Source organism: Xanthomonas sp. CFBP 8443 (assembly GCF_025666195.1).
Classification (GTDB): Bacteria; Pseudomonadota; Gammaproteobacteria; order Xanthomonadales; family Xanthomonadaceae; genus Xanthomonas_A.
In genome coordinates this window covers 3,527,203-3,553,197 of record NZ_CP102592.1, presented here as the reverse complement: position 1 = coordinate 3,553,197, position 25,995 = coordinate 3,527,203, and the positions used below count along the sequence as shown (strand labels likewise).

Below are 25,995 nucleotides of genomic sequence, written 5' to 3'. Positions count from 1 at the left end.
GTCTTCTAGTGCGGGGAAGGGGACAGGCGCTTGGGGCGTCGCCACGGCCAGGCGCTGGCGCAGCCCAGGGTCGCCAGCAGCATGTCCATGTGCGCGTCCCAGGGGTCGCCCTGCTGGCCGTTGTAGGACTCGGCCTGCTCCGGCGACAGCAGCACCGCGATCAGCCATTCGAGCCATTCGTAGAGCAGGCTGGCGCACATGATCGCCATCGTCGCCAGCACGAACGCCTGGCGCGCCGACAGCGCCGGCCAGCGTTGCCGCGCGTGCTCGCGCAGCGCCGGCGCGAAGCACAGCCCGAACAGCAGGTGGATCAGCCGGTCGGTGTGGTTGCGCTGCCAGCCGAACGCCGCATTCGGCGACCAGCCGCTCAGCGCGCGCAGCCACTGGTCGTAGGGCACGTTGGAATACAGCCAGTGCGCGGCGACGTTGTGCACGCTGATGAAGCCGCAGATCGCGGCGAAATGCGCGCTGCGCAGCGGCCAGCGGCGGTCGTGCCAGACCAGCCAGACGATACCCAGCACCGCCAGCGAGCTGTGCATCGCCTGTTCCGCAGGCCACAACGGGTGCACCCAGCTGGCGGCGAACACCGCCAGGGTCAGCGCCAGCCAGGCGCGCTTGGCCGCCGCCATGCGGCTCAGCCGATGTGCACGCGTTCGCCGGCGCCGGCCGCCACCACCGCGCCGATCTGCCAGTGCGCCAGGCCCAGCGTGTCCAGGCTGCGTTCCAGCGCGGCGACCTGGTCGGGCGCGGCCACCAGCACGAAGCCGATGCCGCAGTTGAAGGTGCGCCACATCTCGCTGTCGGCGACCGCGCCTTCGCGCTGCAGCCACTCGAACACCGGCGGCAGGGTCCAGGCGTTGGCGCGGATGTCCAGGCCCAGGCCGTCGGGGATGACGCGGATGATGTTCTCGGTCAGGCCGCCGCCGGTGATGTGCGCCATCGCGTGGATGCCGCCGGCGTGCTCGCCGCGCAGCAACGACAGGATCGGCTTGACGTACAGCGCGGTCGGCGCCATCAGCGCATCGGCCAGGGTGGTGCCGCCGACCTGCAGCTCGGCCGGGCGCCCGGCGCGGTCGTAGATGCGGCGGATCAGCGAATAGCCGTTGGAGTGCGGGCCGGAGGAGGCGATGCCGATCAGCACGTCGCCCTGGCGCACCTTGGCGCCGTCGAGCAGCTGCGACTTCTCCACCGCGCCGACGGTGAAGCCGGCCAGGTCGTACTCGCCCGGCGGGTACATGTCGGGCATTTCCGCGGTCTCGCCGCCGATCAGCGCGCAGCCGGCCAGTTCGCAGCCGCGGGCGATGCCGCCGACCACCGCCACGGTGGTCTCCACGTCGAGCTTGCCGGTGGCGAAATAGTCCAGGAAGAACAGCGGCTCGGCGCCCTGCACCAGCACGTCGTTGACGCACATGCCGACCAGGTCGATGCCGATGCTGTCGTGCCGGCCCAGCTGTTGCGCCAGCTTCAGCTTGGTGCCGACGCCGTCGGTACCGGACACCAGCACCGGTTCGCGGTACTTGCCGGACAGGTCGAACAGCGCGCCGAAACCGCCCAGCCCGCCCATCACCTCGGGGCGGAAACTGCGCTTGACCAAGGGTTTGATGCGTTCGACGACGGCATTGCCGGCATCGATGTCGACGCCGGCGTCGCGGTAGGTCAACGGGGCGGCGGCGGGGGGCTGGGAAGTGGTCACGGGCGGCGGCGTCGGCGGAAAGACGGCGATTTTAACAGGCCGCATTGGCGCTACGACCGCATTCGGGCAACAATTCGCCCCGGATACGCCGAGCAATGGAACCTTCGATGCGCCGCAGCCTTGCCTTACTCCTGTCTTTCGCGTTGTGCCTGCCCGCTGCGGCCGCCCTGGCCCAGGCCGGTCTGCGCACCGAAGGCGACGTTGCCGGTGCGCAAGGTCCCTACGATGCCGAGGTGCCGGTCAACAGCCAGAGCGAGGGCGACCGCAACGGCGCCCTGGCGCGCGCGCTGGGCGCGGTGCTCGGCAAGATCTCCGGCGACCGCGCCGTGATATCGCGGCCGGGGGTGACCCAGGCGCTGCGCAACGCCAAGAACTTCGTCGACAGCTACGACTACCGGCAGGACCAGGGCACCTCGCCGAGCGGCGCGCCGACCTTCCGCACCACCCTGATCGCGCGCTTCCGGCAGAGCGACGTCGACGGCCTGGCCGCCGCGCTCGGCCTGCCGCTGTGGCCGCAGCCGCGGCCCAAGCCGGTGCTGTGGCTGGCGATCGACGACGGCAGCGGCCCGCGCCTGGTCGGCGTGCAGCAGTCCAATGCCGCGCGCAGCGTGCTGGACCGCGCGATCGAGCGCGGCTACAGGCTCGGCCTGCCCACCGGCAGCGCCGCCGAGCAGGCGCTGGTCGGCGCGATCTGGCGCCAGGACACCGCCGCGGTGGCCAACGCCTCGTCGCGCTACAGCCCGCCGATGCAGCTGGTTGGCAAGCTGTACCGCGGCAAGGGCGGCGGCTGGACCGCGGACTGGGTGTTCATCGACAGCGGCAAGGTGCTGTCCAAATGGACGGTCAGCGATGCCGACGCGCGCCGCGCGATCGCCGCCGGCGCCGACGGCGCCGCCGATGCGCTGGTCAAGCGCTACGCCAAGGCCGCCAGCACCGGCCCGGCCGGGGTCTATCGGGTGGCGATCAGCGGCATCCGCAGCGCCGACGACTACCTGCGCGTGTCTTCGGCGCTGCAGAACACCTCGGTGGTGCGGCGGATCGTGCCGATCCAGGCCAGCGGCGATCGCCTGGAGCTGGACCTGGACCTGCTCAGTGGCGTGTCCGGGCTCAACCGCATGCTCGGCGCCGACAGCCCGCTGCAGCCGCTGACCACGCCGACCGAGGGCGGCCCGATCATCCTCAACACCGAGCGCACGGAGTACCGGCTCAAATGACGCTGTCCCCGGAAGCGGAAATCGCCCTGTTCCTGCGCCGCCTGAAATGGGCCGCGGTGATCCTGGGCGCGCTGTGGGTGGTGGCGCTGCTGGCGCCGATCCTGACCCCGTTCGTGCTGGCGCTGCTGCTGGGCTGGCTCGGCGATCCGCTGGTCGACCGCCTGGAGCGCGCCGGCCGCTCGCGCAACATGGCGGTGACGCTGGTGTTCGTGCTGATGCTGCTGTTGCTGGTGCTGGCGCTGCTGATCCTGGTGCCGATGCTGGAGCGGCAGATCGTCACCTTCATCGACGTGCTGCCGCAGGTGCGCGACTGGTTCACCAGCACTGCGATCCCTTGGGCCGAGCAGAAGACCGGATTGCAGCTGATGGCCTGGCTGGACCCGGAGCGGCTGATCGAATGGATCCGCGGCCACTGGCAGCAGGCCGGCGGCGTCGCCGCGACGTTCTTCGGCTACCTGTCGCGCTCGGGCTTCGCGATGGTCACCTGGGTGGTGAACCTGGTGCTGCTGCCGATCCTGACCTTCTACTTCCTGCGCGACTGGGACATCCTGGTCGAACGCGTGGCCGCGACCATCCCGCGCAACCACGTCGCCACGGTCGGCCGCCTGGCGCGGCAGTCCAACGACGTGCTGGGCGCGTTCATCCGCGGCCAGTTCCTGGTGATGCTGGCGCTGGGCGTGATCTACGCCGGCGGTCTGAGCCTGATCGGGCTCAATCTGGGCCTGCTGATCGGCATCATCGCCGGCCTGATCAGCTTCATCCCGTACCTGGGCGCGACCACCGGCATCCTGCTGGCGATCCTGGCGGCGCTGGTGCAGGCCAAGGGCTTCGACCTGCAACTGCTGATCCTGGTCGGGGTGGTGTTCACCGTCGGCCAGTTGCTGGAGAGCTACGTGCTGACCCCGCGCATCGTCGGCGACAAGATCGGCCTGCACCCGGTGGCGGTGATCTTCGCGGTGATGGCCGGCGGCCAGCTGTTCGGCTTCCTCGGCATGCTGCTGGCGCTGCCGGTGGCGGCGGTGGCCAACGTGCTGCTGCACTACCTGCACGAGCAGTACCGGCAGAGTGACCTGTACGCCGGCGACAAGCCGGCGATCCTGCTCGAGAACGGCGCCGAGCGCACGACGCTGATCGAACTGCCGCCGCGTAGCCCCGACCAGCCGTGAGCGTGCCGCAGCTGCCGTTGGCGTTGCGCTCGCCGCCGGAGCAGCGCCTGGACCGCTACGTCGGCGCGCCGGCGGGGCTGCTGGCGCAGTTGCAGGCGGTCGCCGATGGCCGCGACGTCGACTGGCTCTACCTGTCCGGCCCGGCCGGCACCGGCAAGACCCATCTGGCGCTGGCGCTGTGCGCGGCGGCCGAACAGGCCGGGCGCAGCGCCGCCTACCTGCCGCTGCAGGCCGCCGCCGGCCGCCTGCGCGATGCGCTGGAAGCGCTGGAAGGGCGCGACCTGGTCGCGCTGGACGGGCTGGAGGCGATCGCCGGGCAGCGCGAGGACGAAGTGGCGCTGTTCGATTTCCACAACCGCGCGCGCAGCGCCGGGGTGACTCTGCTGTACACCGCGCAGGCGATGCCCGATGGCCTGGCGCTGGGCCTGCCCGACCTGCGCTCGCGGCTGGCGCAATGCACCCGCATCGCGCTGTCGCCGCCGGACGACGCCGGCCGCGCCGCAGTGCTGCGCGAGCGCGCGCAACGTCGCGGCCTGGTGCTGGAGGATGCGGCGCTCGACTGGCTGCTGACCCACGCCGGCCGCGACCTGGCCGGCCTGATCGCGCTGCTGGAGCGGCTGGACCGCGAATCGCTGGCGGCGCAGCGGCGGGTGACGGTGCCGTTCTTGCGGCGGGTGTTGGAGGGGCCGGGACTCGGGACTCGGGACTCGGGACTCGGCAAAGGCTGAGCGCATCGGCGAACACCTGCTGCGGCTGCCGGCACGCTTTTTCCAAACCGAGGTCGATCGTCCGCCTTGCATTGCCCCTTTACGCTCTGAGCGTAAAGGGGCCTGGAACTCAGCTTTTGCCGAGTCCCGAGTCCCGAGTCCCGAGTCCCGCCTCCAACTCTGCCAGTCGCTGTGGCGTCCCCACATCGGTCCAGTGGCCGCGATGGTGCAGGCCGTGGATGCGGCCGGCAGCCATGTGCGCACGCAGGATCCGCGCCAGCGCGAAGCGCGGCGGCGTGGCGTGTTCCGCGATCGGCGGATCGAATGCCGCCTGCCAGTCGCGCAGCAGTTCCGGCCGATAGACGCCCACGCCGGCGTAGGTCAGCAGCGGCGCGCCGTCGCTGCGCAGCGTGGCGTCTGCATGTAGGGCGAAATCGCCGAGCGCGGCGTAGGCCGGCGGATCGACCATCACCAACTGCGCCAGCCCGGCCGGTTCCGGCGACAGCCGCGCGAAATCGAAATCGGTCCAGATGTCGCCGTTGACCAGCAGGAACGGCGCCGGCCCGAGCAGCGGCAACGCGTGCAGCATGCCGCCGCCGGTCTCCAGCGGCGTGGCGCCTTCGTAGGAATAGGCGATGCGCAGGCCGAACGCGCTGCCGTCGCCCAGCGCCTGTGGAAACTGCTCGGCCAGCCACGAGGTATTGATCACCACCTCGCGCACGCCGAGCGCGGCGAGCTTGCGCAGGTGCCACACGATCAACGGCGTGCCGCCCACCGCCAGCAGCGGTTTGGGCGTGCGTTCGGTCAGCGGCCGCATGCGCTCGCCGAAGCCGGCGGCGAAGATCAGCGCCTTCATGCGCCGGCCGCCGCGCGTTGCGCCAGCGCCGGCTTGATCCGCGTCTGCAGCAGCTGCGCCAGCGGTTGCAGCTGCGGATGTCGCGGCAGCACCTCGTCGAGATAGGCGACGAAGCGCGGCACGTTGTCCAGGTACCAGGCCTTGCCGTCGCGGTAGTTCAGCCGCGCGAAGATGCCCAGGTTCTTCATGTGCCGCTGCACGCCCATCCAGTCCGCGTCGCGCAGGAACTGCGCCAGCGGCGGCACGGCGATTCCTGCCTGCAAGGCGCGCGCGTGATAGCGCGCCAGCCACGCATCGACCCGCGCCAGCGGCCAGCTCACCGTGGTGTCCTTGAACAGGCTGACCGGATCGTAGGCGACCGGGCCGAGCACGCAGTCCTGGAAGTCCAGCACCGCCGGACCGTCGGCCACCGGCATCAGGTTGCGCGGCATGAAGTCGCGATGCACCAGCACCCGCGGCTGCGCCAGCGCGTTGTCCATCAGCCGGCGCTGCACCAGTTCCAGCGCGTCGAGGTCGGCGCAGTCCAGCTGCAGGTCCAGGTGCCGGCGCAGGAACCACTCCTCGAACAGGCCCGCATCGCGCTGCAGCAGCGCCTCGCCGAACACGCCCAGTTCCGGCGGCGGGGCGATCGCCTGCAACCGCAGCAGCTGCCCGAGCGCGGCGTCGAAATGCGCATCGGCCGAGGCGGCGTCCAGGCTCTGCGCCAGGGTCGGCCCGCCGAGGTCTTCCAGCAGCAGGAAGCCGGCGTCCAGGTCCTGCGCCAGCACCGCCGGCACGCGCACGCCGCCATGCTGCAGCAACGCGTGCATGCGCAGCCACGGCCGCACGTCCTCCAGGCCCGGCGGCGAATCCATCAACACGCGACTGGGGCCCGCGCCGTGGCTGCGCCAGTAGCTGCGCCAACCGGCGTCGACCGACGCGCGCTGCAGCGTCGCCTGCGCGTCGTCCAGCGTGGAGCGCGCCCACGCCAGACGCTGCGCGGCGCGCAGCTCGGGGGCTTCGGGAAGATCGGGACTGGAACTCATCGGCGCGCCGCGGCGGAAGTTAGCCGCACAGCGTAAACGCGCGGCGCCGGCATGGCGAGCCGCGCCGGGGACTTAGCGTTTGCCGAGGAACAGCCGCAGCAGCGCGAGCAGGGCGATGGCGCCGAGCAGCGCGCCGAGGAAGCCGGCCGGCTCGCCACGGCTGTACCAGCCCATGTAGTGGCCGAACCAGCCGGCCACCAGCGCGCCGGCGATCCCGAGCAGCACGGTGAACAGGCAACCGGAACGGCCGCCGCTCGGACCCAGGAAGCGCGCCAGCAGGCCGACCACGAAGCCGACCAGGATGACGTACAGCCAGCTGTCGCTGCCGAACAGGTTGTGCATGGAGGCGTACCGAAACGGGGAAGTGACGCCGATCGTGCCAGATTCGGCCGCGACGCGGCGTCCACGCAGGCACGGCCGGCGACGGCCTTAAGCGGCCGTGCAGGCGTGGCTTGCATACCCGCCGCGCCAGGCGCGGATCCGTTGCGCAGCGGCAAGGTCGCGGCCGCCGTCGCCGGCGGCCGCCACGCACTCAGCAGCAGCCGTGCTCGCCGTGCTGCTCGCCACCGGCCACCGCGGCGCTGCCGGTGGTCTCGCCGCGCACGCTGGCGGCATGATGCGCGGCGATCACCCGCGACACGCAGGCGGTGACCCGCTTGCCCATCGGGATGTGCAGGAACTCGTTCGGGCCGTGCGCATTGGAATGCGGGCCGAGCACGCCGGTGATCATGAACTGCGCGCCGGGGAACTTCTCGCCGAGCATGCCCATGAACGGGATCGAGCCGCCTTCGCCCATGTACATCGCCGGCTTGCCGAACGCCGTCTGCGAGGCGGCTTCGATCGCGTCGGTCAGCCACGGCGACTGCGCCGGCGCGTTCCAGCCCGAGGACGACTTCTCCAGCGCCAGCGACACCTCCGCACCGTACGGCGGATCGCGCAGCAGCACCTCCTTCAGCAGCTCGCCGGCGCGCTTGCCGTCCAGCGTCGGCGGCAGGCGCAGCGACAGCTTCACCGCGGTCTGCGGGCGCAGCACGTTGCCGGCCGAGGCCAGCGGCGGCAGGCCGTCGGCGCCGGTCACCGACAGGGCAGGGCGCCAGGTGCGGTTGAGCACCAGCTCGGTCAGATCCTCGTTCATCGGGGTCATTCCCGGCAGGAACGGGAACTTGCTGTAGACCTCGTCGCCGAGCACGTCGGCGACCTTGCGCGCCTGCGCCAGGCGCTCCTCGGGAATCTCCGCATACAGGCCGTCGACCGTGATCTTGCCGGTGGTCTCGTCCTCCAGCCGCGACAGCAGCTCGCGCAGCACGCGGAAGCTGGACGGCACCACGCCGGAGGCATCGCCCGAATGCACGCCTTCGCTGAGCACCTTGACGCTGAAGTTGCCGCCGGCCAAGCCGCGCAGCGAGGTCGTGCACCACAGCTGTTCGTAGTTGCCGCAGCCCGAATCCAGGCACACCACCAGCGACGGCTTGCCGATGCGCTCGGCCAGGTGGTCGACGTAGGCCGGCAGGTCGTAGCTGCCCGACTCCTCGCAGGCCTCGATCAGGATCACGCAGCGCGCGTGCGGGATGCCCTGGTCCTGCAGTGCCAGGATCGCGGCCAGCGAGCCGAACAATGCGTAGCCGTCGTCGGCGCCGCCGCGGCCGTACAGGCGGTCGCCCTTGAGCACCGGCGTCCACGGGCCCAGGTCCTCGTCCCAGCCGGTCATCTCCGGCTGCTTGTCCAGGTGCCCGTACAGCAGCACCGTGTCGGCGCCGGTCTCCGCGCCGGTGGCCGGCACCTCCAGGTAGATCAGCGGCGTGCGCCCTTCCAGCTGCACCACCTCGACCTGCAGGCCAGGGATCGCCTGCGCCCGCGCCCAGCGCTCCATCAGCGCCACCGCATCGGCCATGTAGCCGTGCGCGACCCAATCGGCGTCGAACATCGGCGACTTGTTGGGAATGCGGATGTAATCGACCAGTTGCGGGACGATGTCGTCGTCCCACTTCGTGCTCAGGAAACGGTCGATCTTGGCATTGTCCATCGTGGAACTCCGGGATTTGTCGCAAAAGAGATGGCCGCCATTCTACGCCGCGGCCCCCGTGTAGGGTTTTTCCTACACGTTGACGCGCCGTTTACCTGCTGTTTGGAAAGGGCGTTGGCGATAGGCTGTACCCATGTGGCGAGGGATGCTTTCGACACCGGCAGGAGAGGCCGGTGAAGTCCCCATCCAAGTCACAAGGAGTGTTGCCATGCAGTCTTTTATCGTGGTCCTGAAGTCTCTGGTCCTGGCGTTGCTGCTGACCGGTTCCGCGCTCGCCGCGGACAAGGTCAACATCAACTCCGCTAGCGCAGCGGAAATCGACCGGGTGTTGTTGAACGTGGGTGCCTCCAAGGCACAGGCGATCGTCGACTACCGACAGGCACACGGACCCTTCAAAAGCGCCGAGGACCTGGCGCTGGTGAAGGGAATCGGACTCAAGACGGTCGAACGGAACCACGACCGGATCGAAGTGGGAGCCACGAAGGCGACCACGCCGACGACAGCCAGGACGGCTGCCGCCAAGCCGGTGGAAAGGCGTTAAACGGATTTAAGCGTAAAGGGATTTACGGCAGTAAAGGGATTTAAGGGAAAGATACGGCTGGCGCAGGATGCGCGGTCGCGACCTCGCTGAGCAGGACGCGCAGGGGGGAGGCAGGAAGCCGACACGGACGTACATCGTCGCCCGGTGTTGCACACTGACGTGCAGCCGGGCGACGTTTTTTATGGGCGATGGTTTTTCGTGGCCGCAGGCGCTCGGTAGGCGCTCGGCAGGCGCTGGGCGCAAGTCGGGTGGCAAGGACGATTGCCGATGATGCCGTCCGGCGTTGGCCAAGGTTGCGTGCGGCTCCCTGTGCCTTCCACTGTGTCCTGTGCTGCCGCGTCGGATGCGCCGTTAGGGGCAGTTGGCCGCGCCGCGATTATTCCCTCAGCCGCATGGCGCTTGATCGCCTTCTGCCGCGTCGCGGATCCACCGTTGGGATTCGGTCTCCCACTTTGGCTGCAGGCCGCACTCGATACGACTGAGCGGTGCGGTTGGCGCGCTGCCCAGGCCAAACGGAAACGGCGTGCTGCCCATGCCGCTGCGTCCGGCCCTGCCGCGATCGGGCAGAATGCGCCGATGGACTGGAGCACGATTCCTTCGCGGGTCATTCCCGCCAACGACTACCGCCGCGAGCGCTGGCGCAACGGACTGGGCTGGACCCGGGAGATCCTGCGCCTGCCGCAGCCCGGCAGCGACGATTGGCTGCTGCGCCTGTCGATCGCCGAGATCGAACAGGATGCGGCCTTTTCCAGCTTCCCCGGCATCGACCGGGAACTGGTGCTGCTGCATGGCGCCGGGCTGCGCCTGCGCTTCGACGACGGCGCCGTGCATCTGCTGGAGCCGCCGTACGCGCGGCTGCGCTTCGCCGGCGAACGGCCGCTGCGCGGCGAACTGCTCGACGGCCCCACCCACGACTTCAACCTGATGTGGCGCCGAGACCGCCTGCGCACGCAACTGCTGCACCGGCCGCTGGTCGGGCCGATGCTGTTCTTCGCCGAGCCGGGAATCAGTTGGGTCGTTCATCTTCTGGCAGGCCAGGCGCAGTTCGATGCGGACTGCGGATTGCCGCCGCTGGCCGCCGGCGACAGCGCCTGGTTGGCGGCCAGCGCCAGGCAGCGCTTCGCTTTGAGCGGTGGCGGCGAGCTGCTGGCGATCCGTATCGAGCCGCTGTCGGCGCCCGCCGACTGAGCTTCCGGCGCCACGCGCGTGGCTCTTGCGGGGTTGCCGCCGAGCGCGTCCAATGCGCGAACGCGGCTATCCCGGAGCCGTGGACCGGAACGCACAGGTGGCCTCGGACAACAGCAGGTGGTTGGCAAACGTATTGGTGGTGGACGACGACGCGGCCTTGCGCGACCGGATTCGCGATTATCTGGCCCGTTTCAACTTGCAGGCGCACGACGCCGAAAACGGCGTGCAGCTGTATGCGCAGCTGGCGGCCGAGCGCTACGACGCGGTGCTGCTCAATGCCGGCCTCGGTGGCGGCGAAGGACTGAACCTGTGCCGGCAACTGCGCGACCGCGGCGGCATCGCGATCGTGATGATGGCCGACCAGGCCGAGCCGGTGGATCGCGTGATCGGCCTGGACCTGGGCGCGGACGACTACCTGAGCCGGCCGCTGGACCTGCGCGAATTGGTCGCGCGGCTCAACGCCGTGTTGCGGCGCACCCGTGCCGTGCCGGTGCAGCCGCCAGCGCAGGATGGCGCATGGCAGGTCGACGCCTACCGGCACCAGGCGGTGGCGCCGGACGGCCGCGCGATCCCGCTGTCGCCCAGCGAACTGCGGCTGATGGCGGTGTTCCTCGAGCAGCCCGGCAACGTGCTCAGCCGCGAGGACCTGCGTACGGCGATCGGCGAAGGCGACGGCAGCGTTCCGCAGGGCGGACGCGGCATCGATCTGCAGGTGTCGCGGTTGCGGCAGAAGCTGGGCGACGACCCGCTGGTGCCGCAGTGGATCCGCACCGTGCGCGGCAAGGGCTATCTGTTCGAGCCGCACCGGTTGGGCATGCCCGCCGCGCGCTGATCCGACGCCGCGTAGCGAGCGGGGGAAGAACGTCCCATCTCGCGCCAATAGTGCGAACGTCGCCGATGTCGGATTTTGCAGCGCCATTCGCAGTCTGTAGCGAACGGCGTGCCGCGTCGCGTTGTGGATGCGATTACCGGCCGCTGGCAGGCGCTGCGTGGTCCGCGCCGTGGTAACGCGCGCTCAGTACACGTCGCGCCGGTAGCGGCCTTCCAGCAGCAGGGTTTCCTTGCCCAGTCGCCCCAGCGCCTCCTCGAGCACCGCGTCCACGCCCGGGGCCATGCCGCGCAGGCTGCCGCAGACGTAGATCGCCGCGCCTTGCGCCACCCACTCGCGCAGGTCCGACGCGGCCGCGCGCAGGGCGTCCTGCACGTAACGGTGGGCACTGGCGTCGCGCGAGAACACCGCATCCAGCCGTTGCAGCGCGCCGTGCGCCAGCCAGGTACGCAGTTCCTCGCCGTAGTGGTCGTCGTGGGCGGCGTGGCGTTCGCCGTACAGCAGCCAGGTGCGGGTGGCGGCTGCGTCGATGCGCGCGCGCAGGTGCGCGCGCAGCCCGGCGATGCCGGTGCCGTTGCCGATCAGGATCAGCGGCCGTGCCGGATCGGCGGGCGGATGGAAGTTTGGGTTCGGGCGCAGCCGCAGGGCGATCTCGGCGCCGATCGGCGCTTCGTCGCACAGCCAGCCGCTGCCCAGGCCGGGCGTGCCGTCGGCGCGCAGCGCGCGGCGCAGCAGCAGGCGCAGCGCGCCGTCGCTGGGCATCGAGGCGATCGAGTATTCGCGGTGCGGCAGCGGCTGCAGCTGCGCGGCCAGCGCCGCCGGCGCGACGCCGGCGGCCTGCGCCGGCTCCGGCAGGTGGCTGCGTGCCAGCAGCGCGGCCAGCGTCGTCGGCGCCTGGCCGGGACGCTGCACTGGCGCCGCGCCATCCAGGCCGCTGGCCTGCAGCCAGGCCTGCACCGCGGCGTCGCCATGGCACGGCCCGACTTCGGCCAGGTCGCCGGCCTGCCACGCGGGCAGGGCGCCGTCGGCGGGCAGCAGCGCCAGCTCGAACACCGCGCCGCCGACGCTGCCGGGATTGCACAGGCGCCGCTGCTGCAGCTGCCAGCGCTGGTAGGCCGGTGGCGTCCAGTCGGGCTGTTCGCTGCCGCCGGCGAGCTGTCCCAGCAATTGCTGCCAGTGGCGCAGCGCGGCGTCGTCGGCGTTGTCCACGTCGATGCGGTCGAACAGCGGATGCGCGCCGTGCTGGCGCAGCCAGGCGTCGAGTCGGCGGCCAAACGCGCAGAAGTGATCGTAGCGGCGATCGCCCAGCGCCAGCACCGCGTAGCGCAGCTGCGGCAGCGCCTGCGGTTGCGCCATCGCCTTGCGCAGGAACGGCAGCGCGTGATCGGGCGGATCGCCTTCGCCGCTGGTGCTGACCACGAACAAGGCCTGGCTCGCGCCGGCCAGTTCGGCCGCGTCGACCTTGTGCAAGGGCAGCACGCGCACCGCCTGGCCCGCCGCGCGCAATGCCTCGGCACTGCGCAGCGCGAGTTGCTGGGCGAAGCCGGTCTGGCTGGCCCAGGCCAGCAGCAGCGGCGCGTCGGCCTGCTTGCCGCTGCCGCGCACGCCGCGACGGCCGCGCCACCACAGCCACAGGCAGGCCGCCGCGTACGTCGCCGTCGCTAGCGCTGCGTACAAAATGCGCTGTTGCGACGGCGCGCCGGTCCACCATGGCTGCGGGTGCAGCCGCAGCAGTGCATAGCCGATCGCGCCCAGCAGGGCGAAGGTCGCCGCGTGACCGACGACGTTCCAGTTGCGTTGCGACCGCGGCCGCGTCATGCGTCGAGCAGCGCGGCGAAGGCGCTGCTGAGTCGCTCCTGCACGCGCTGGCCGTCGCGCAGCAGGAAGCGTGCCGCCAGTCCCTCGCGTTCGGCGCAGGCCAGGCCGGCGTCGGCGCCGAGCACGCTCAGTGCGGTGGCCCAGGCATCGGCGCGCATCACGTCGGCGGCGACCACGCTGACCGCCGCCAGCGACGCCGCGATCGGAGTGCCGCTGCGCGGATCCAGGGTATGGCTGTAGCGCTGGCCGTCCTGTTCGAAGCGGTGCCAGCGATCGCCGGAGGTGGCGACCGCGCGGCCGTCCAGCGCCAGCACCCGTGGCGGCGTCGCGGCCTGCGCGTCCTCGTCCGGCGCCGACTCGACCAGCACCCGCCACGGTTGTCCGTCGGGCTTGCGGCCGTAGCCGTAGAGTTCGCCGCCGACCTCGACCAGCGCGCTGGCCACGCCCTGCGCCTGCAGTTCGCGCACCGCCAGGTCCACGCCGTAGCCTTTGGCGATCGCCGAAAAATCCAGGCGCAGGCCGCCGGGCTGGCGCAGCGTGCCGTCGGCCTCGTCCAGCAGAAGCTGCCGCCAGTCGCCGGCGGCGCGCGCCTGGCGCAACGCCTGCGCATCGGGCACGCGGCGGCCGCCGGCGTCGGCGCCGAAGCCCCACAGGCCTAGCACCGCGCCGATGGTGGGATCGAACGCGCCGTCGCTGCGCCGGGCGATGTCCAGCGCGCAGCGCAGCACCTCGGCGAATGCAGCCGGCAGCGCGTGCACGCTGTCGGCCGCGGCGCGGTTGTAGCGGCTGATGTCCGAGTCCGCTTCCCAGGTGCTCATCTGCGCGACCACCCGGTCCAGTTGCGCCTGGATCGCCGCGTGCAGCGGATGCAGGTCGCGGCGGCGGCGCAGCACCAGCTTCGCGCTCCAGGTGGTGCCCATGCTCCGCCCGCCGAGCGTGGCGATCTCGGTGTCGGCGTCGGCCTGCAGTGCGGACGGCATGCTCATGCCGCCGGCGCTCGCCCTGCGCAGCGCGTGCGCGCGGCGCCCTGCGCTGGACGGCGAGGGCTCACTGCGGCAGCACTTCCAGCGTCGCCACGTAGCTGAGCCGGCGCTGCTTGGCCTGCGGCAGCGAGGTCTTGGTGTCCTCGCTGGTGGTCTGCAGCCAGTACATGCCCGCTTCCGGCCAGGTCACGCTGAAGCCGCCCTGCGCGTCGGTGATGAGCTTCAGTTCGTCCTGCGCGTTGCGGTAGCGGGTACCGCCGCGCACGATCTCCACCGCCAGCCCCGCGGCTGGCTTGCCGTCGATCTGCAGCTTGAAGCTGGCCTTCTCGCCGGCGAACAGGTCGTTGGGATGGGTCACCGGCACCAGTTCCAGGCCCTTGCCGCTGGGCTTGAGCGCGGTCTGGTTGGGCGCGCCGTTGGTGACGAAGGTCTCCACCCGGCCCAGCGACTGCGACACCTGCAGGTCCTTGGCGTCCTTCGGCACTTCGCTGGCGAAGCTGGCGGCGTTGCCGCGCCAACGCTTGCGCTGGCCGTTCTCGTTCCAGTTGGCGAACAGGCCGTCGTTGACCAGGGCCAGGCGATAGGTACCGGTCTGCACCAGTTCCAGGTCGAACACGCTGCGGTACTTGCCGGTGGCCGGGTTCTGCGGCTGCACCGCGCTGCCGTCGGGCGCGGTGATGGCCAGGGTGTCCAGGCGCAGCGGCACGTGGTTGAAATAGAACAGGTCGTTGGACACCGCCGCATCCACGGTGATCCACGGCCGCTCGCCGGCGAGCACGGTCTGCGAGGGTTGCAGCCAGGCCTTGTGGGCTAGGGCGGAGAACGGCAGGACCGCGGCGATGGCCAGCGCCAGCACGAGAGAACGCTTCATGGACTTGCTCCTTGCGAGGAAAAAGGGGATCACGGCTTGACGCTCAGGCGCACCGCGCCCAGTTCGCTGCTGCCTTGCGCGCTGCCGGTCGTGGCGGCCTTGGCCGGCCAGGCGAACGGGATCTTCAGCAGCTCGCGGCCGCCGACCTCGCGCGCGGCCTCGACCACCAGCGTGTACTGGCCCGGTGCCAGGCCCTTGAGCTGCTGCGCGTCGGTGAAGGCCAGCGCGTGCTTGCCGGCCGGGCGGGTCGGGCCGCTGACGCCGTCCACCGGCATCTGCAGGGTGCGGCCGCTGCGCCGCCACCACTGGCGCAGGTCCGGCAGCCACTTGGTGCCGTGGCCTTCGGCGGTGTCCTTGGACTGGTACCAGACCGCCAGGTTGCGCGCGACCTGCTGGTCGGCGCCCTCCACCCAGATCGCGACGTAGGGACGGTGATATTCGGCGACGTTGAGCTTGGGGATCTCCACGTCCAGTTCCAGCGTGGCCGCATACGCGGGCATCGACAGCAGGCCGCTCAGGGCGATGGTCAGGGTGACGCGCATGCGGGGCTCCAGGGTGGTGAGAGGAACGGTTCGGGAAGATCGGCGAAACAACTCAGTGGATCAGCAGCAGGGCGATCAGCAGCGGGATCAGCAGGCCCAGCCCGACCAGCGGCCAGGTCATGCGCCGCTGCCGCGCATGCAGCTGCAACAGGAACAGCCCGGTGATGCAGAACACCAGGCAGGCCACCGCGAACAGGTCGATGAACCAGCCCCACGCGGGGCCGGTATTGCGGCCCTTGTGCAGGTCGTTGAAGTAGGAGATCCAGCCGCGGTCGGTGCGTTCGTACTCGACCGCGCCACTGCCGCGATCGATGCTCAGCCAGGCGTCGCTGCCGGGACCGGGCAGCGCCAGGTACACCTCGTCGGCTGACCATTCGGCCGGGCGCCGGCCCAGGCTCAACCCCAGTTCGCGCTCTAGCCAGGCCGACACCGGCCGCGGCAGCGGCGCATCGCCATCGGCCTGGCCGCCGAGCCGCTGCAGCAGCGTTGCCGGCAATTGCGCGGTGCGGTTGAGCACCTGCGGCTTGGCCTCGATGCGCGCGGCATGGTTGAGGGTCAGCCCGCTGGCGGCGAACAGCAGCATGCCGATCAGGCACAGCGCCGAGCTGATCCAGTGCCACTGGTGCAGCGTGCGCAGCCAGAAGCCGCGGCGCTGCTGCGCCGTGGCCAGGTCGGGAGAGGAGGAGTCGGACAACGCGGCAGTCGGGTGGAGTGGGCGGAATGCATTCTAGATGAGAATTTGTCGCAATTACGTGCGCGGCCGCTGCCGCCTGCGCATCCGGGAATGGTCTGCGCCAGACATCAACGCATCGGCACCGCGCGCGTTGACCGTCCGCGTCAGGTCTCCGACCAGTCGCGCAGCAGGTTGTGGTAGACGTTGCTCAGCCGCAGCAGCGACGCGCTGTCGGCCTTGGCCGCGGTCAGCGCCTGGATCGAGGTGTCCAGTTCCAGCAGCAACTGCCGCCGGCTGGCGTCGCGCACCAGGCTCTGCACCCAGAAGAACGAGGCCAGGCGCGCGCCGCGGGTGACCGGCAGCACGCGGTGCAGGCTGCTGGACGGATACAGGATCAGGTCGCCGGCCGGCAGTTTCACTTCGTGCTCGCCGTAGGTGTCGCTGATGACCAGTTCGCCGCCGTCGTACTCCTCCGGCGCGGACAGGAACAGGGTGCAGGACAGATCGGTGCGCAGGGTCAGCGCCGGCTGCGTGGCGGTGGCGGCCAGGGTCATCACCGAGCCGTCGACGTGGAAACCGTACTCGCCGCCGCCCTCGTAGCGGTTGAAGCGCGGCGGGACCGTGCGCAGCGGCAGCGCCGCGGCGAAATACAGCGGGCTGCGCGCCAGCGCGTTGAGCACCGCCTGGCCGAGTTCGTGCTTGAGCGGCGAGGCGTCGGGCAGTTGCCGGTTGCGCTTGACCTGCGCGCCCTGGGCGCCGACCGTCTCGCGGCCGTCGGTCCAGTCGGCGCCGTCGAGCGCCTGGCGGAAGCGCGCGAGCTCGTCGGCGCCGAGGATGTCGGGGATGTGCAGCAGCATGGGTCGCTCCGGCAACGTCCGCCCTCCGTGCGGAAGGCGGACGTTGCCCGTCGGTGGGCGCAGCCGCGGTCAGAACTTGATGTTGGCCGTCAGCATCGCCGAGCGCGGCGCGCCGGGCGTGTAGCGGAAGCCGCTCTTGTTGATGGCCGCGACGTAGTCCTTGTCGAACACGTTGTACACGTTCAGGCGCAGATCGAAGTGGTCGTTGATCGGATAGGTCACGACCGCGTCCCATACGGTATACGACTTGACGAACGCCGGCGTGCCGACCGCGCCGTCGGTGCCGCGCTTCATCTCGCCGGAGTAGCGGGCGCCGCCGCCGACGGTCAGGCCGAACGGCAGGGTGTAGGTGGTCCACGCGGTGAACGCGCTGTCCGGCGTATAGGCCAGGTCGGTGCTGCCGTCCTGCGACACCTTGGCGCCTTCCAGCACCTGCGCGTCGAGCTTGGTGTAGCCGGTGGAGATCGCCCAGTTGTCGCTGATCTTGCCGACCGCCGACAGCTCCACGCCCTTCACCCGCTTCTCGCCGGTCTGGTAATAGAGCCCGTCGCTGCCCTGTGCGATTTCGTTGCTGACGTCGGTCTGGAACAGCGCCATGGTCACGAACAGGCCGTCGTCCAGGAAGTTCCACTTGGTGCCGATTTCGGCGGTCTTGGCCTTCTGCGGATCGAAGCGCGGGTTGTTGGCGTTGTTGGCCGAGGCGCTCAGCTCCAGCGCGCTGCCGCCGGGAGGCTGCTGCGAGATCGCATAGTTGGCGTACAGGCTGACGTTCTCGGCCGCCTTGTAGACCGCGCCGAGCTTCCAGCTGAACAGCGTATCGGAGATGTCCGCGTCCACGCCGACCGCGGTGGTGCAGGGCACCGCGGTGGAGGTGGCGGTGGTGCAGGTCAGGCTGTCGAAGTCGGTCTTGTAGCGGTCCGCGCGCACCCCGGCGGTGACCAGGAAGCTGTCGCCGAACTTCAGCGTGTCGAAGGCGTAGGCCGAGAACGTGGTGGTAGTGCCCTTGCTGTGCGCGCCGTTGCGCGCGGTGACCAGCGGCGTGGTGTTCCAGTCCGGGGCGTACAGGTTGGCCGGGTTGGCGGCCAGCCAGGCGGCGCGGTCGACGATGTTGTGGCCCCAGCTCTCCAGTTCCTCGCGCGTGGCTTCCACGCCGGTGCTGAGGTTGTGCTGCACCGCGCCGGTGGCGAAGTCCACGCGCAGGTTCAGCTGGTCGGTGACGATGGTGTACTGCTGGTCCTTGAAGGTGGGCAGGCTGCGCGTCACCGTCCAGGTCGAGGTGTCGGCCGGGTTCGGCGTGCGCAGGTTGGCGGTGTTGGGCATGAACGCGAACAGCAGGTAGTCCTGCTCGTTGCGGCCCCAGCGCGCGGTATTGGTCAGCTTGACCGTGTCGGAGAAGTCGTGCTCGAAGCGGAAGGTCGCCATCTTCGCGGTCACGTCGTCATGGTCGTAGCGGGTGCCGTAGAAGTTCTCGCTGTCCACGCGCGGGGCGGTGGACAGCCACGGACGCGCGGGGTCTGGCGAGGAGTAGCCGGGCAGGCCGATGGTCGCCACGCCGCCGTCGGGCACGTTGTCCTGCTTCACGTACAGCAGGTCGAGGAAATAGCGGGTGTCGCTGCCCAGGCCGAACGCCAGCGAGGTGGCCAGGCCCCAGCGCTTGTTGTTGACCTGGTCGCGGCCGATCGCGTCGCTGTCCTGGCCCACCACGTTCACCCGCAGCGCGCTGCTGGCGCCCAGGGTCTGGTTCCAGTCCGCGGTCACGCGGCGCTGGTCGTCGGTGCCGCCGGACAGCGCGCCGCTGACCGAGTCGGTCAGGTTCGCCTCCTTGGTCACCAGATTGATCGCGCCGGTCGGCGCGCTGCGGCCGTTGTCGGTGCCGGCCGGGCCCTTGGCGACTTCGATCTGCTCGATGTTGAACACGTCGCGCGAGATCGAGCCCAGGTCGCGCACGCCGTCGACGAAGATGCTGCTGGAGCTGTCGAAGCCGCGCATGTAGATCGCATCGCCGGTGGTGGTGTTGCCGTTCTCGCCGACGTAGAAGGTGCCCACGCCGGGGCTGTTGCGCAGCGCCTCGGTGAGCGTGGTGGCGCCCTGCTCGTTGAACAGGTCCTTGCTGATCACGTTGATCGTCTGCGGGGTGTCGATCAGCGGCTGGGTGAACTTGGGCGAGGCCGGCGCTTCCACCAGGTAGCGCTTGGCGCGCTGCGCCTCGACGTCGACCTTGCCGAGGGTGGTCGGCTGGTCGGCCGCGGCATCGGCGGCGAGCGCGTGGGAGGACAGCAGGCTCAGCCCGCCCAGCAGCGCGGCGGCGGTGAGGGTCTGCGCGGACACCTGGCGAGAAACGGCGTGCTTGCGGCTCTTGATCGGAGAGGTCATGGACGGTTCGGCTATGCAGGAAGAAAGGGTGGTCCGCAGCGCACGCAGCCGTGCCCGGAGGGCAGGTCGTACGCAAGGTCGGGGTGACCAGATGGCGGGTCGCCGCTGGTCACTTTGACGTGGACATTCCGCCTATTTCCGCGCAAATGCGAATTGTTTGCAATACCTTTCGTGTATTGCACCGCATGGCGAGGGGAAGCGGTCGCTTCCGATACCGGCCGCGCCATGGCCTTTTTCTGTCTCTAACTTTATGAAAGGAAAGAGATTTCGCCCGTTTGGCCAGGCGCTTGGTCAGTCGCGGTCGTCGCGGGTCCAGATCCCGCCGTGTTCGGACTTCACCGGGAACTTGGGCACCGGGCTGTAGGCCGGTGCGCACAACGGGCGGCCGTCGCGGATGTCGAAGCGGGCGCCGTGCAGCACGCACTCGATGCTGCCGGCGGCGGCATCGAAGCTGCCGGGGGACAGTTCGTAGTCCTCATGGCTGCAGCGGTCTTCCAGCGCATAGAACGTGCCGTCGAAATTGAACACCACGATCGGCGTGGCGGTGACTTCGTCCCACACCGTGGCCATCTCCCCCGGCAGCAGCGCGCCGTCGGCGCAGACGAAGGTCCAGGTCTCGCTCATGCGGCGTCGCCCAGCGGCTTCTCCAGCAGCTCGAAGCGCAGGTCGTCGCGCTTGGGCGCGCCGAAGCGCGCGTCGCCGTAAGGAAAGGGCTTCTTGATCCCGGTGCGGCGGTAGCCGCGGCGCTCGTAGAACGCGATCAGTTCCTCGCGCGCGTCGATCACCGTCATCTGCATGACCGGCAGGCGCCATTCCTGCCAGGCGATGCGCTCGGCCTCGGCCAGCACGGTCTTGCCCAGGCCGCCGCCCTGCGCCTGCGGCTGCACCGAGAACATGCCGAAATAGCCGGCGCCATTGTCGTCGGCGATGTGCGCGCAGGCGACCAGCGCGCCGTCGCGCTCGGCCAGCAGCACCAGGCTGCGCGGACGCAGGATGTCGGCGCGCAGCACCTCGTGGTCGATGCGGTTACCGTCGAGCAGATCGGCCTCGGTGGTCCAGCCGACGCGGCTGCTGTCGCCGCGGTAGGCCGAGGTGACCAGGGCGGCGATGGCGTCGATGTCGGCGACGGTGGCGGTGCGGAAGGTGAGGGTGTGCATGGGGGGATTTTAGCCTGGCGGCCGGGATTCGGGAGTGGGATTGGGGATTCGCCAAGGCGGCGCTTTTACGAATCCCCAATCCCGAATGCCCAATCCCCGCTCATCAGCCCAACAACTTCCGCACCTTCAGCAACGCCTCCACGAAGCGCTCGATCTCCGCATGCGTGTTGTAGAACGCCAGCGAGGCGCGGCAGGTGGCGGCGACACCGTAGAACTGCAGCAGCGGATGCGCACAGTGCTGGCCCGAGCGTATCGCCACGCCTTCCAGGTCCAGCAGCGTGGCCAGGTCGTGGGCGTGCGCGCCCTCGACCAGGAACGACACCACCGCGGCCTTGCCGGGGGCGGTGCCGAAGATGCGCAGCCCGTCGATCTTGTGCAGTTCCTCGGTGAAATGCGCCAGCAGTTCGGCCTCGCGCGCTTCCACGTGCTGCAGGCCCAGCGCGGTGAGGTAGTCCACCGCCGCGCCCAGGCCGACGAAGCCGGCGATGTTCGGGGTGCCGGCCTCGAACTTGTGCGGCGGGTCGTTGAACACGGTGCCGTCGAAGCTGACTTCCTTGATCATCTCGCCGCCGCCGATGAACGGCGGCATCGCCTGCAGGTGCTCGCGCCGCGCCCACAGCGCGCCGGTGCCGGTGGGGCCGCACATCTTGTGTCCGGTGATGGCGTAGAAGTCGCAGCCGATCGCGGCCACGTCCAGGGCGCGGTGCGGTGCGGCCTGCGAGCCGTCGATGACGCTGACGATGCCGCGCTTGCGCGCCTCGCGGCAGATCTCGCGCACCGGGTTGACCGTGCCCAGCACGTTGGAGACGTGGGTCAGCGCCAGCAGCTTCACGTCCGGGGTCATCGCCTTGCGCAGCGCGTCCAGGTCCAGCGCGCCATCGGCGGTGATCTCGGCGACCTTGACGGTGGCGCCGGTGCGCTGCGCGACCAGCTGCCACGGCACGATGTTGGCGTGATGCTCCATCCGCGACACCAGGATGCTGTCGCCGGCCTTCAGCCGCGGCAGCGCCCACGAATAGGCCACCAGGTTGATCGCGAAGGTGGTGCCGCTGCACAGCACCAGTTCGTCGGCGCGCACGTTGAGGAAGCGCGCCAGCTTGCTGCGCGCGCCTTCGTAGGCGTCGGTGGCCTCGGTGCCGAGCGCGTGCACCGCGCGGCTGACGTTGGCGTTGTAGCGGCGGTAGAACTCGTCCAGCGCGGCGATCACCTGCAGCGGCTTCTGCCCGGTGTTGGCGTTGTCGAAATAGATCAGCGGCTTGCCGTGCACCTGCCGCATCAGCAGCGGGAAGTCGCTGCGGATCTTGTCCCAGTCCGGCGCCGGCGCCGGCGCCGCGTCGAGCGTGGCCGCGCTGCTCATGCCACGCCTGCGGCGACCAGCGCCTGGTCCAGGCGCGCGACCAGGAACTCGGCCAGCGGCGCATCCAGCACGCGCAGCGGTTCGTGGCAGAACGCGGCGGTCAGCAGCTGTTGCGCACGCTCGCGCGGCAGCCCGCGCGAGCGCAGGTAGAACAGCGCGTTTGCGTCGAGCTGGCCGACGGTGGCGCCGTGCGCGGCCTTGACCTCGTCGGCGTCGATCACCAGCACCGGCTGGGTGTCGATCTCGGCGTCGGCGGACAGCAGCAGATTCTTGTTGGACAGGTTGGCATCGCTGCCGTCGGCGCCCTGGCGGATGTGGATGCCGCCATGGAACACGACGCGACTGCGCGCCGCGGCCACGCCGCGCCACAGCAGTTCGCAGGCGGTGTCGCGGGCGATGTGCTCGATGCCCAGGCGGGTGTCGATCTGGCGGCGGCCGTTGCCCAGCAGCACGCCGTTGGCGACCAGCAGCGCGTTGTCGCCTTCCAGGCGCACGTTGAGCTCGTGCCGCGACAGCGCGCCGCCCAGTTCCAGGTCGATGCGCCGGTACTGCGCGTCGCGCGCCAGCACCGCATCGGTGCGCAGCAGCGCGGTCACGCCGGATGCGTCCGCCTGCACCCGCGCGTGCGCCAGCTGCGCGCCGGCGGCCAGGTGCACGTGCGCCAGGGTATTGCTCAGGTGCGCGGCCTCGCCCAGGTGCAGGTGATGCTCGACCAGCGACAGCGCCGCATCCTGGCGCAATTCGACCAGGTGGCGATGGTGCCAGGCATGGTCGCCGGCGCCGGCGGTGGACACGAACACCAGGTGCAGCGGCACCGCGACCCGCACGCCGGCATCCACGCGCAGCACGCTGCCTTCGTCGGCCAGCGCGGCGTTGAGCTGCGCGAACACCTCGTCGCTGCGCTCGAAGCGGCGGCCGAGGAAGCGCATCGCATCGTCGCCGCTGCGCAGGATCGTGGACAGGCGCTGCAGCTCGACGCCGTCCGGCAGCCCGCCCAGATCGGACAGCGCATCGCTGGCGCGGCCGTTGACGAACGCCAGCCGCGGCGCGGGAATGCCGGCGACGATGGACGCGTCCACCATCGGGGCCGCGCTCGGTGCCGGGCTGAAGCTGCGCCGCTCCAGCGCGCGCAGCGAGGTGTACTTCCACGCCTCGCTGCGCGGGCCGGGCAGGCCGTCGCGCAGCGCCTGTTCCAACGGCGCACGGCGTGCGCCGTCGCCGCGGAAGGCCGCAGCCAGGGAGTCGAGCAGCGCGCTCATCGGACCGTCGCCTCCGGCGCCACACGGTCCTTCAACCATGCGTAGCCGTGCGCTTCCAGTTCCAGCGCTAGTTCCGGGCCGCCGCTCTGCACGATGCGGCCGTCGGCCAGCACGTGCACCACGTCCGGCTTGATGTAGTCGAGCAGGCGCTGGTAATGGGTGATGACCAGGAACGCGCGCTCGGGCGAACGCAGCGCGTTGACGCCCTCGGCGACGGTCTTCAGCGCGTCGATGTCCAGGCCGCTGTCGGTTTCGTCGAGGATCGCCAGCTTCGGCTCAAGCACCGCCAGCTGGAAGATCTCGTTGCGCTTCTTCTCGCCGCCGGAGAAGCCTTCGTTGACGCCGCGGTGCAGCAGTTCGTCCTTCAGGTGCAGCACGGCGAGCTTCTGCCGCACCAGCTTCAGGAACTGCATCGAATCCAGTTCGGCCTCGCCGCGCGCCTTGCGCTGCGCGTTGAGCGCGGCGCGCAGGAAGTAGGTGTTGTTGACGCCGGGAATCTCCACCGGGTACTGGAAGGCCAGGAACAGGCCGGCCGCGGCGCGTTCCTCCGGTTCCAGCTCGAGCAGGTCGCGGTCTTCGAAGCGCACGCTGCCTTGGGTCACCTCGTAGCCGTCGCGGCCGGCGAGGATGTTGCCCAGCGTGGACTTGCCGGCGCCGTTCGGACCCATGATGGCGTGCACCTGGCCGGGCTGTACCTGCAGCGACAGCCCCTTGAGGATGTCCTTGCCGGCGACGGAAGCGTGGAGGTTTTCGATGTTGAGCATGGAGATGATGGTCCGTCAGAATTCTTGTCTAGCCCCTCTCCCGCCGGGAGAGGGGTTGGGGTGAGGGTAGGGGCGAAGCCTCATGGAATTCAGGCGCGCGAGGCTTCGCCCCTACCCTCATCCGGCGCTTCGCGCCACCTTCTCCCGATGGGAGAAGGGTAAGGCGTCAGCCGACGCTGCCTTCCAGCGACACTTCCAGCAGCTTCTTGGCTTCCACCGCGAACTCCATCGGCAGTTCGCGGAACACCTGCTTGCAGAAGCCGTCGACGATCATCGACACCGCATTTTCCTGGTCGATGCCGCGGGCGCGGCAGTAGAACAGCTGGTCGTCGCTGATCTTGGAGGTGGTGGCCTCGTGCTCGACCGTGGCGGTGGGATGCTTGACCTCGATGTACGGGAAGGTGTGCGCGCCGCACTGCTTGCCGATCAGCAGCGAATCGCACTGGGTGTAGTTGCGCGCGCCCTCGGCGCTGCGCTCCATCTTGACCAGGCCGCGGTAGGTGTTCTGGCCACGGCCGGCACTGATGCCCTTGCTGACGATCTTGCTCTTGGTGCGCTTGCCGATGTGGATCATCTTGGTGCCGGTATCGGCCTGCTGGCGGTGATGGGTCAGCGCCACCGAGTGGAACTCGCCGACCGAGTCGTCGCCGAGCAGCACGCAGGAGGGATACTTCCAGGTGATCGCCGAGCCGGTCTCGACCTGGGTCCAGGTGATCTTGCTGCGCGCGCCGCGGCATTCGCCGCGCTTGGTCACGAAGTTGTAGATGCCGCCGACGCCGTTCTCGTCGCCCGGGTACCAGTTCTGCACGGTCGAATACTTGATCTCCGCGTCTTCCAGCACCACCAGCTCGACCACCGCCGCATGCAACTGGTTCTCGTCGCGCATCGGCGCGGTGCAGCCTTCCAGGTAGGACACGTACGCCTTGTCCTCGCACACGATCAGGGTGCGCTCGAACTGGCCGGTGTGGCCGGCATTGATGCGGAAGTAGGTGCTCAGTTCCATCGGGCAGCGCACGCCCTTGGGAATGAACACGAAGCTGCCGTCGGAGAACACCGCCGAATTGAGCGCGGCGAAGTAGTTGTCGCCGACCGGCACCACGCTGCCCAGGTACTGCTTGACGATCTCCGGGTGTTCCTTGATCGCCTCGGACATCGAGCAGAAGATCACGCCCTTCTCGGCCAGTTCCTTGCGGAAGGTGGTGCCGACCGAGACCGAGTCGAACACCGCGTCCACCGCCACGCCGGCCAGCTTGGCGCGCTCGTGCAGCGGCACGCCGAGCTTGTCGTAGGTGTCCAGCAGTTCCTTCGGCACGTCGTCCAGCGAGGCGTACTTGGGACCCTTCGGCGCGGAGTAGTAGCTCAGCGCCTGGAAATCGATCGGCGCGATGTTGAGCTTGGCCCAGTGCGGCATCGGCATCTTCAGCCAGTGCCGGTAGGCGGCCAGGCGCCACTCGGTCATCCACTCCGGCTCGTCTTTCTTGACGGACAGGGCGCGCACGACGTCCTCGTTCAAGCCGGGCAGGAACGAATCGGATTCGATGTTGGTGATGAAGCCGGCGTCGTAGCGACGTCCCAGCCGTTCCAGGATTTCAGCGTTTTCGGTGGCCATGGGGGCTGCCTACAGGTCAGGTGGTCGCGAAACGCACGGCGATCGGGCGCCGTCTGGTTTCGCCGGAAGAGGGAAGCGGGTGCAGCATCTGCGCCAGGGTCACGCCGCGCAGCGCGTCGGCGACCACGTCGTTGATCAGCCGCCAGTTGGAGCGCACGCCGCATTTCTGGGCGATGCTGCACTGGCTTTCCTGGTGGCTGCATTCGGTGATCGCCAGCGGGCCTTCCATCGCCTCGACGATCTGGATCAGGGTGATGGCGTCGGCCGGTCGCGCCAGCCGATAGCCGCCGTGCACGCCGCGCAGGCCTTCGACCAGCCCGGCCTGGGCCAGCGGCTTGAGCAGCTTGCTGACGGTGGGCGGCTCCAGCCCGGACTGCTCGGCCAGTTCGGTCGCGCTCAGCACCTCGCCCGGACGCGCGGCAAGCACGGTCAGCACGACGGTGGCGTAATCGGTCAACTTGGTGACGCGGAGCATGCGGAAACAGTCGGA

At 69.9% G+C, this 25,995-nt stretch carries 26 protein-coding genes; 6 read left to right on the top strand and 20 right to left on the bottom strand.

Translation table 11 applies throughout. The annotated features are described in order from the left end of the window. Window positions 1–5: 5 nt before the first annotated feature. Together NUG20_RS14890 and purM are read right to left on the bottom strand one after the other, a co-directional pair. Window positions 6–629 (bottom strand): DUF2238 domain-containing protein, encoded by a 624-nt coding sequence (locus NUG20_RS14890; protein ID WP_263395229.1) that lies wholly within the window; start codon window positions 627–629, stop codon window positions 6–8. A gap of 5 nt (window positions 630–634) precedes the next feature. Further along, window positions 635–1,660, bottom strand: coding sequence for a phosphoribosylformylglycinamidine cyclo-ligase (gene purM / locus NUG20_RS14885; RefSeq protein WP_263398493.1), 1,026 nt, complete (start codon window positions 1,658–1,660; stop codon window positions 635–637). 128 nt (window positions 1,661–1,788) lie between these two features. On the opposite strand from purM, the gene NUG20_RS14880 reads away from it, so the two are divergent. Genes NUG20_RS14880 through hda form a run of 3 tightly spaced genes read left to right on the top strand, consistent with a single transcriptional unit; the run spans window position 1,789 to window position 4,801 of the window. Beyond that, window positions 1,789–2,907 carry a DUF2066 domain-containing protein gene (locus NUG20_RS14880; protein ID WP_263395228.1) on the top strand — a complete coding sequence of 373 codons (1,119 nt, stop codon included), beginning with the start codon at window positions 1,789–1,791 and terminating at the stop codon, window positions 2,905–2,907. Further along, on the top strand, window positions 2,904–4,073 hold the full coding sequence (locus NUG20_RS14875; RefSeq protein WP_263395227.1) for an AI-2E family transporter: 1,170 nt from the start codon (window positions 2,904–2,906) through the stop codon (window positions 4,071–4,073). Before NUG20_RS14880 ends, NUG20_RS14875 begins: the two co-directional genes overlap by 4 nt. Next, window positions 4,070–4,801 carry a DnaA regulatory inactivator Hda gene (hda, locus tag NUG20_RS14870; RefSeq protein WP_263395226.1) on the top strand — a complete coding sequence of 244 codons (732 nt, stop codon included), beginning with the start codon at window positions 4,070–4,072 and terminating at the stop codon, window positions 4,799–4,801. The genes NUG20_RS14875 and hda overlap by 4 nt, the downstream gene beginning before the upstream one ends. 109 nt (window positions 4,802–4,910) lie before the next feature. Here hda and murU read toward each other — a convergent pair whose 3' ends face one another. From murU to NUG20_RS14850, 4 genes are all read right to left on the bottom strand, one after another. Continuing rightward, window positions 4,911–5,636 (bottom strand): N-acetylmuramate alpha-1-phosphate uridylyltransferase MurU, encoded by a 726-nt coding sequence (murU, locus tag NUG20_RS14865; protein ID WP_263395225.1) that lies wholly within the window; start codon window positions 5,634–5,636, stop codon window positions 4,911–4,913. Next, a complete protein-coding gene (locus NUG20_RS14860) occupies window positions 5,633–6,661 on the bottom strand; it encodes an aminoglycoside phosphotransferase family protein (protein ID WP_263395224.1) in 1,029 nt (342 codons plus the stop codon). Before NUG20_RS14860 ends, murU begins: the two co-directional genes overlap by 4 nt. Window positions 6,662–6,733: 72 nt before the next feature. Continuing rightward, window positions 6,734–7,003: a GlsB/YeaQ/YmgE family stress response membrane protein gene (locus tag NUG20_RS14855; protein ID WP_039956005.1), complete on the bottom strand. Its 270-nt coding sequence runs from the start codon at window positions 7,001–7,003 to the stop codon at window positions 6,734–6,736. Between the two features lie 190 nt (window positions 7,004–7,193). Next, window positions 7,194–8,684: a M20 family metallopeptidase gene (locus tag NUG20_RS14850; protein ID WP_263395223.1), complete on the bottom strand. Its 1,491-nt coding sequence runs from the start codon at window positions 8,682–8,684 to the stop codon at window positions 7,194–7,196. 133 nt (window positions 8,685–8,817) lie between these two features. Here NUG20_RS14850 and NUG20_RS14845 point away from each other — a divergent pair, with 133 nt between their 5' ends. From NUG20_RS14845 to NUG20_RS14835, 3 genes are all read left to right on the top strand, one after another. Further along, entirely contained in the window at window positions 8,818–9,225 is a 408-nt protein-coding gene (locus NUG20_RS14845; RefSeq protein ID WP_263395222.1) for a ComEA family DNA-binding protein, read from the top strand. Window positions 9,226–9,801: 576 nt separating this feature from the next. Further along, complete coding sequence (locus NUG20_RS14840; protein ID WP_263395221.1) at window positions 9,802–10,413, top strand: HutD/Ves family protein; 612 nt, start codon at window positions 9,802–9,804, stop codon at window positions 10,411–10,413. 97 nt (window positions 10,414–10,510) lie between these two features. Continuing rightward, complete coding sequence (locus tag NUG20_RS14835) at window positions 10,511–11,245, top strand: response regulator transcription factor (protein ID WP_317852724.1); 735 nt, start codon at window positions 10,511–10,513, stop codon at window positions 11,243–11,245. A 183-nt stretch (window positions 11,246–11,428) separates the two neighbouring features. Here NUG20_RS14835 and NUG20_RS14830 read toward each other — a convergent pair whose 3' ends face one another. The 14 genes from NUG20_RS14830 to NUG20_RS14765 form a co-directional block, all read right to left on the bottom strand. After that, entirely contained in the window at window positions 11,429–13,060 is a 1,632-nt protein-coding gene (locus NUG20_RS14830; RefSeq protein ID WP_263395219.1) for a sulfite reductase subunit alpha, read from the bottom strand. After that, entirely contained in the window at window positions 13,057–14,046 is a 990-nt protein-coding gene (locus tag NUG20_RS14825; RefSeq protein WP_263395218.1) for an FAD:protein FMN transferase, read from the bottom strand. Before NUG20_RS14825 ends, NUG20_RS14830 begins: the two co-directional genes overlap by 4 nt. A 61-nt stretch (window positions 14,047–14,107) precedes the next feature. Continuing rightward, window positions 14,108–14,914, bottom strand: a complete 807-nt coding sequence (locus tag NUG20_RS14820) for a DUF4198 domain-containing protein (protein WP_263395217.1) — start codon at window positions 14,912–14,914, stop codon at window positions 14,108–14,110. Between the two features lie 29 nt (window positions 14,915–14,943). Further along, entirely contained in the window at window positions 14,944–15,456 is a 513-nt protein-coding gene (locus tag NUG20_RS14815) for a DUF2271 domain-containing protein (protein ID WP_263395216.1), read from the bottom strand. A gap of 52 nt (window positions 15,457–15,508) precedes the next feature. Continuing rightward, window positions 15,509–16,150 (bottom strand): PepSY-associated TM helix domain-containing protein, encoded by a 642-nt coding sequence (locus tag NUG20_RS14810; protein ID WP_263395215.1) that lies wholly within the window; start codon window positions 16,148–16,150, stop codon window positions 15,509–15,511. 143 nt (window positions 16,151–16,293) lie between these two features. Then, window positions 16,294–16,986, bottom strand: a complete 693-nt coding sequence (locus tag NUG20_RS14805) for a Fe2+-dependent dioxygenase (RefSeq protein WP_263395214.1) — start codon at window positions 16,984–16,986, stop codon at window positions 16,294–16,296. A gap of 69 nt (window positions 16,987–17,055) precedes the next feature. Next, window positions 17,056–19,359 (bottom strand): catecholate siderophore receptor Fiu, encoded by a 2,304-nt coding sequence (locus tag NUG20_RS14800; protein WP_263395213.1) that lies wholly within the window; start codon window positions 19,357–19,359, stop codon window positions 17,056–17,058. Between the two features lie 291 nt (window positions 19,360–19,650). Continuing rightward, window positions 19,651–19,983 (bottom strand): non-heme iron oxygenase ferredoxin subunit, encoded by a 333-nt coding sequence (locus NUG20_RS14795; protein ID WP_263395212.1) that lies wholly within the window; start codon window positions 19,981–19,983, stop codon window positions 19,651–19,653. Then, the gene (locus NUG20_RS14790) at window positions 19,980–20,516 is read right to left on the bottom strand and encodes a GNAT family N-acetyltransferase (protein WP_263395211.1); all 537 of its coding nucleotides are present in this window, start codon (window positions 20,514–20,516) and stop codon (window positions 19,980–19,982) included. The genes NUG20_RS14795 and NUG20_RS14790 overlap by 4 nt, the downstream gene beginning before the upstream one ends. A gap of 103 nt (window positions 20,517–20,619) precedes the next feature. Next, window positions 20,620–21,873 carry a cysteine desulfurase gene (locus NUG20_RS14785; protein ID WP_263395210.1) on the bottom strand — a complete coding sequence of 418 codons (1,254 nt, stop codon included), beginning with the start codon at window positions 21,871–21,873 and terminating at the stop codon, window positions 20,620–20,622. After that, window positions 21,870–23,132 carry a Fe-S cluster assembly protein SufD gene (gene sufD, locus NUG20_RS14780; protein ID WP_263395209.1) on the bottom strand — a complete coding sequence of 421 codons (1,263 nt, stop codon included), beginning with the start codon at window positions 23,130–23,132 and terminating at the stop codon, window positions 21,870–21,872. Before sufD ends, NUG20_RS14785 begins: the two co-directional genes overlap by 4 nt. Beyond that, window positions 23,129–23,896, bottom strand: coding sequence for a Fe-S cluster assembly ATPase SufC (sufC, locus tag NUG20_RS14775; RefSeq protein ID WP_145701838.1), 768 nt, complete (start codon window positions 23,894–23,896; stop codon window positions 23,129–23,131). Before sufC ends, sufD begins: the two co-directional genes overlap by 4 nt. A gap of 166 nt (window positions 23,897–24,062) precedes the next feature. Beyond that, a complete protein-coding gene (gene sufB, locus NUG20_RS14770; protein WP_263395208.1) occupies window positions 24,063–25,505 on the bottom strand; it encodes a Fe-S cluster assembly protein SufB in 1,443 nt (480 codons plus the stop codon). Window positions 25,506–25,521: 16 nt separating this feature from the next. Beyond that, window positions 25,522–25,980 (bottom strand): SUF system Fe-S cluster assembly regulator, encoded by a 459-nt coding sequence (locus NUG20_RS14765; protein WP_179566171.1) that lies wholly within the window; start codon window positions 25,978–25,980, stop codon window positions 25,522–25,524. Window positions 25,981–25,995: the final 15 nt, after the last annotated feature.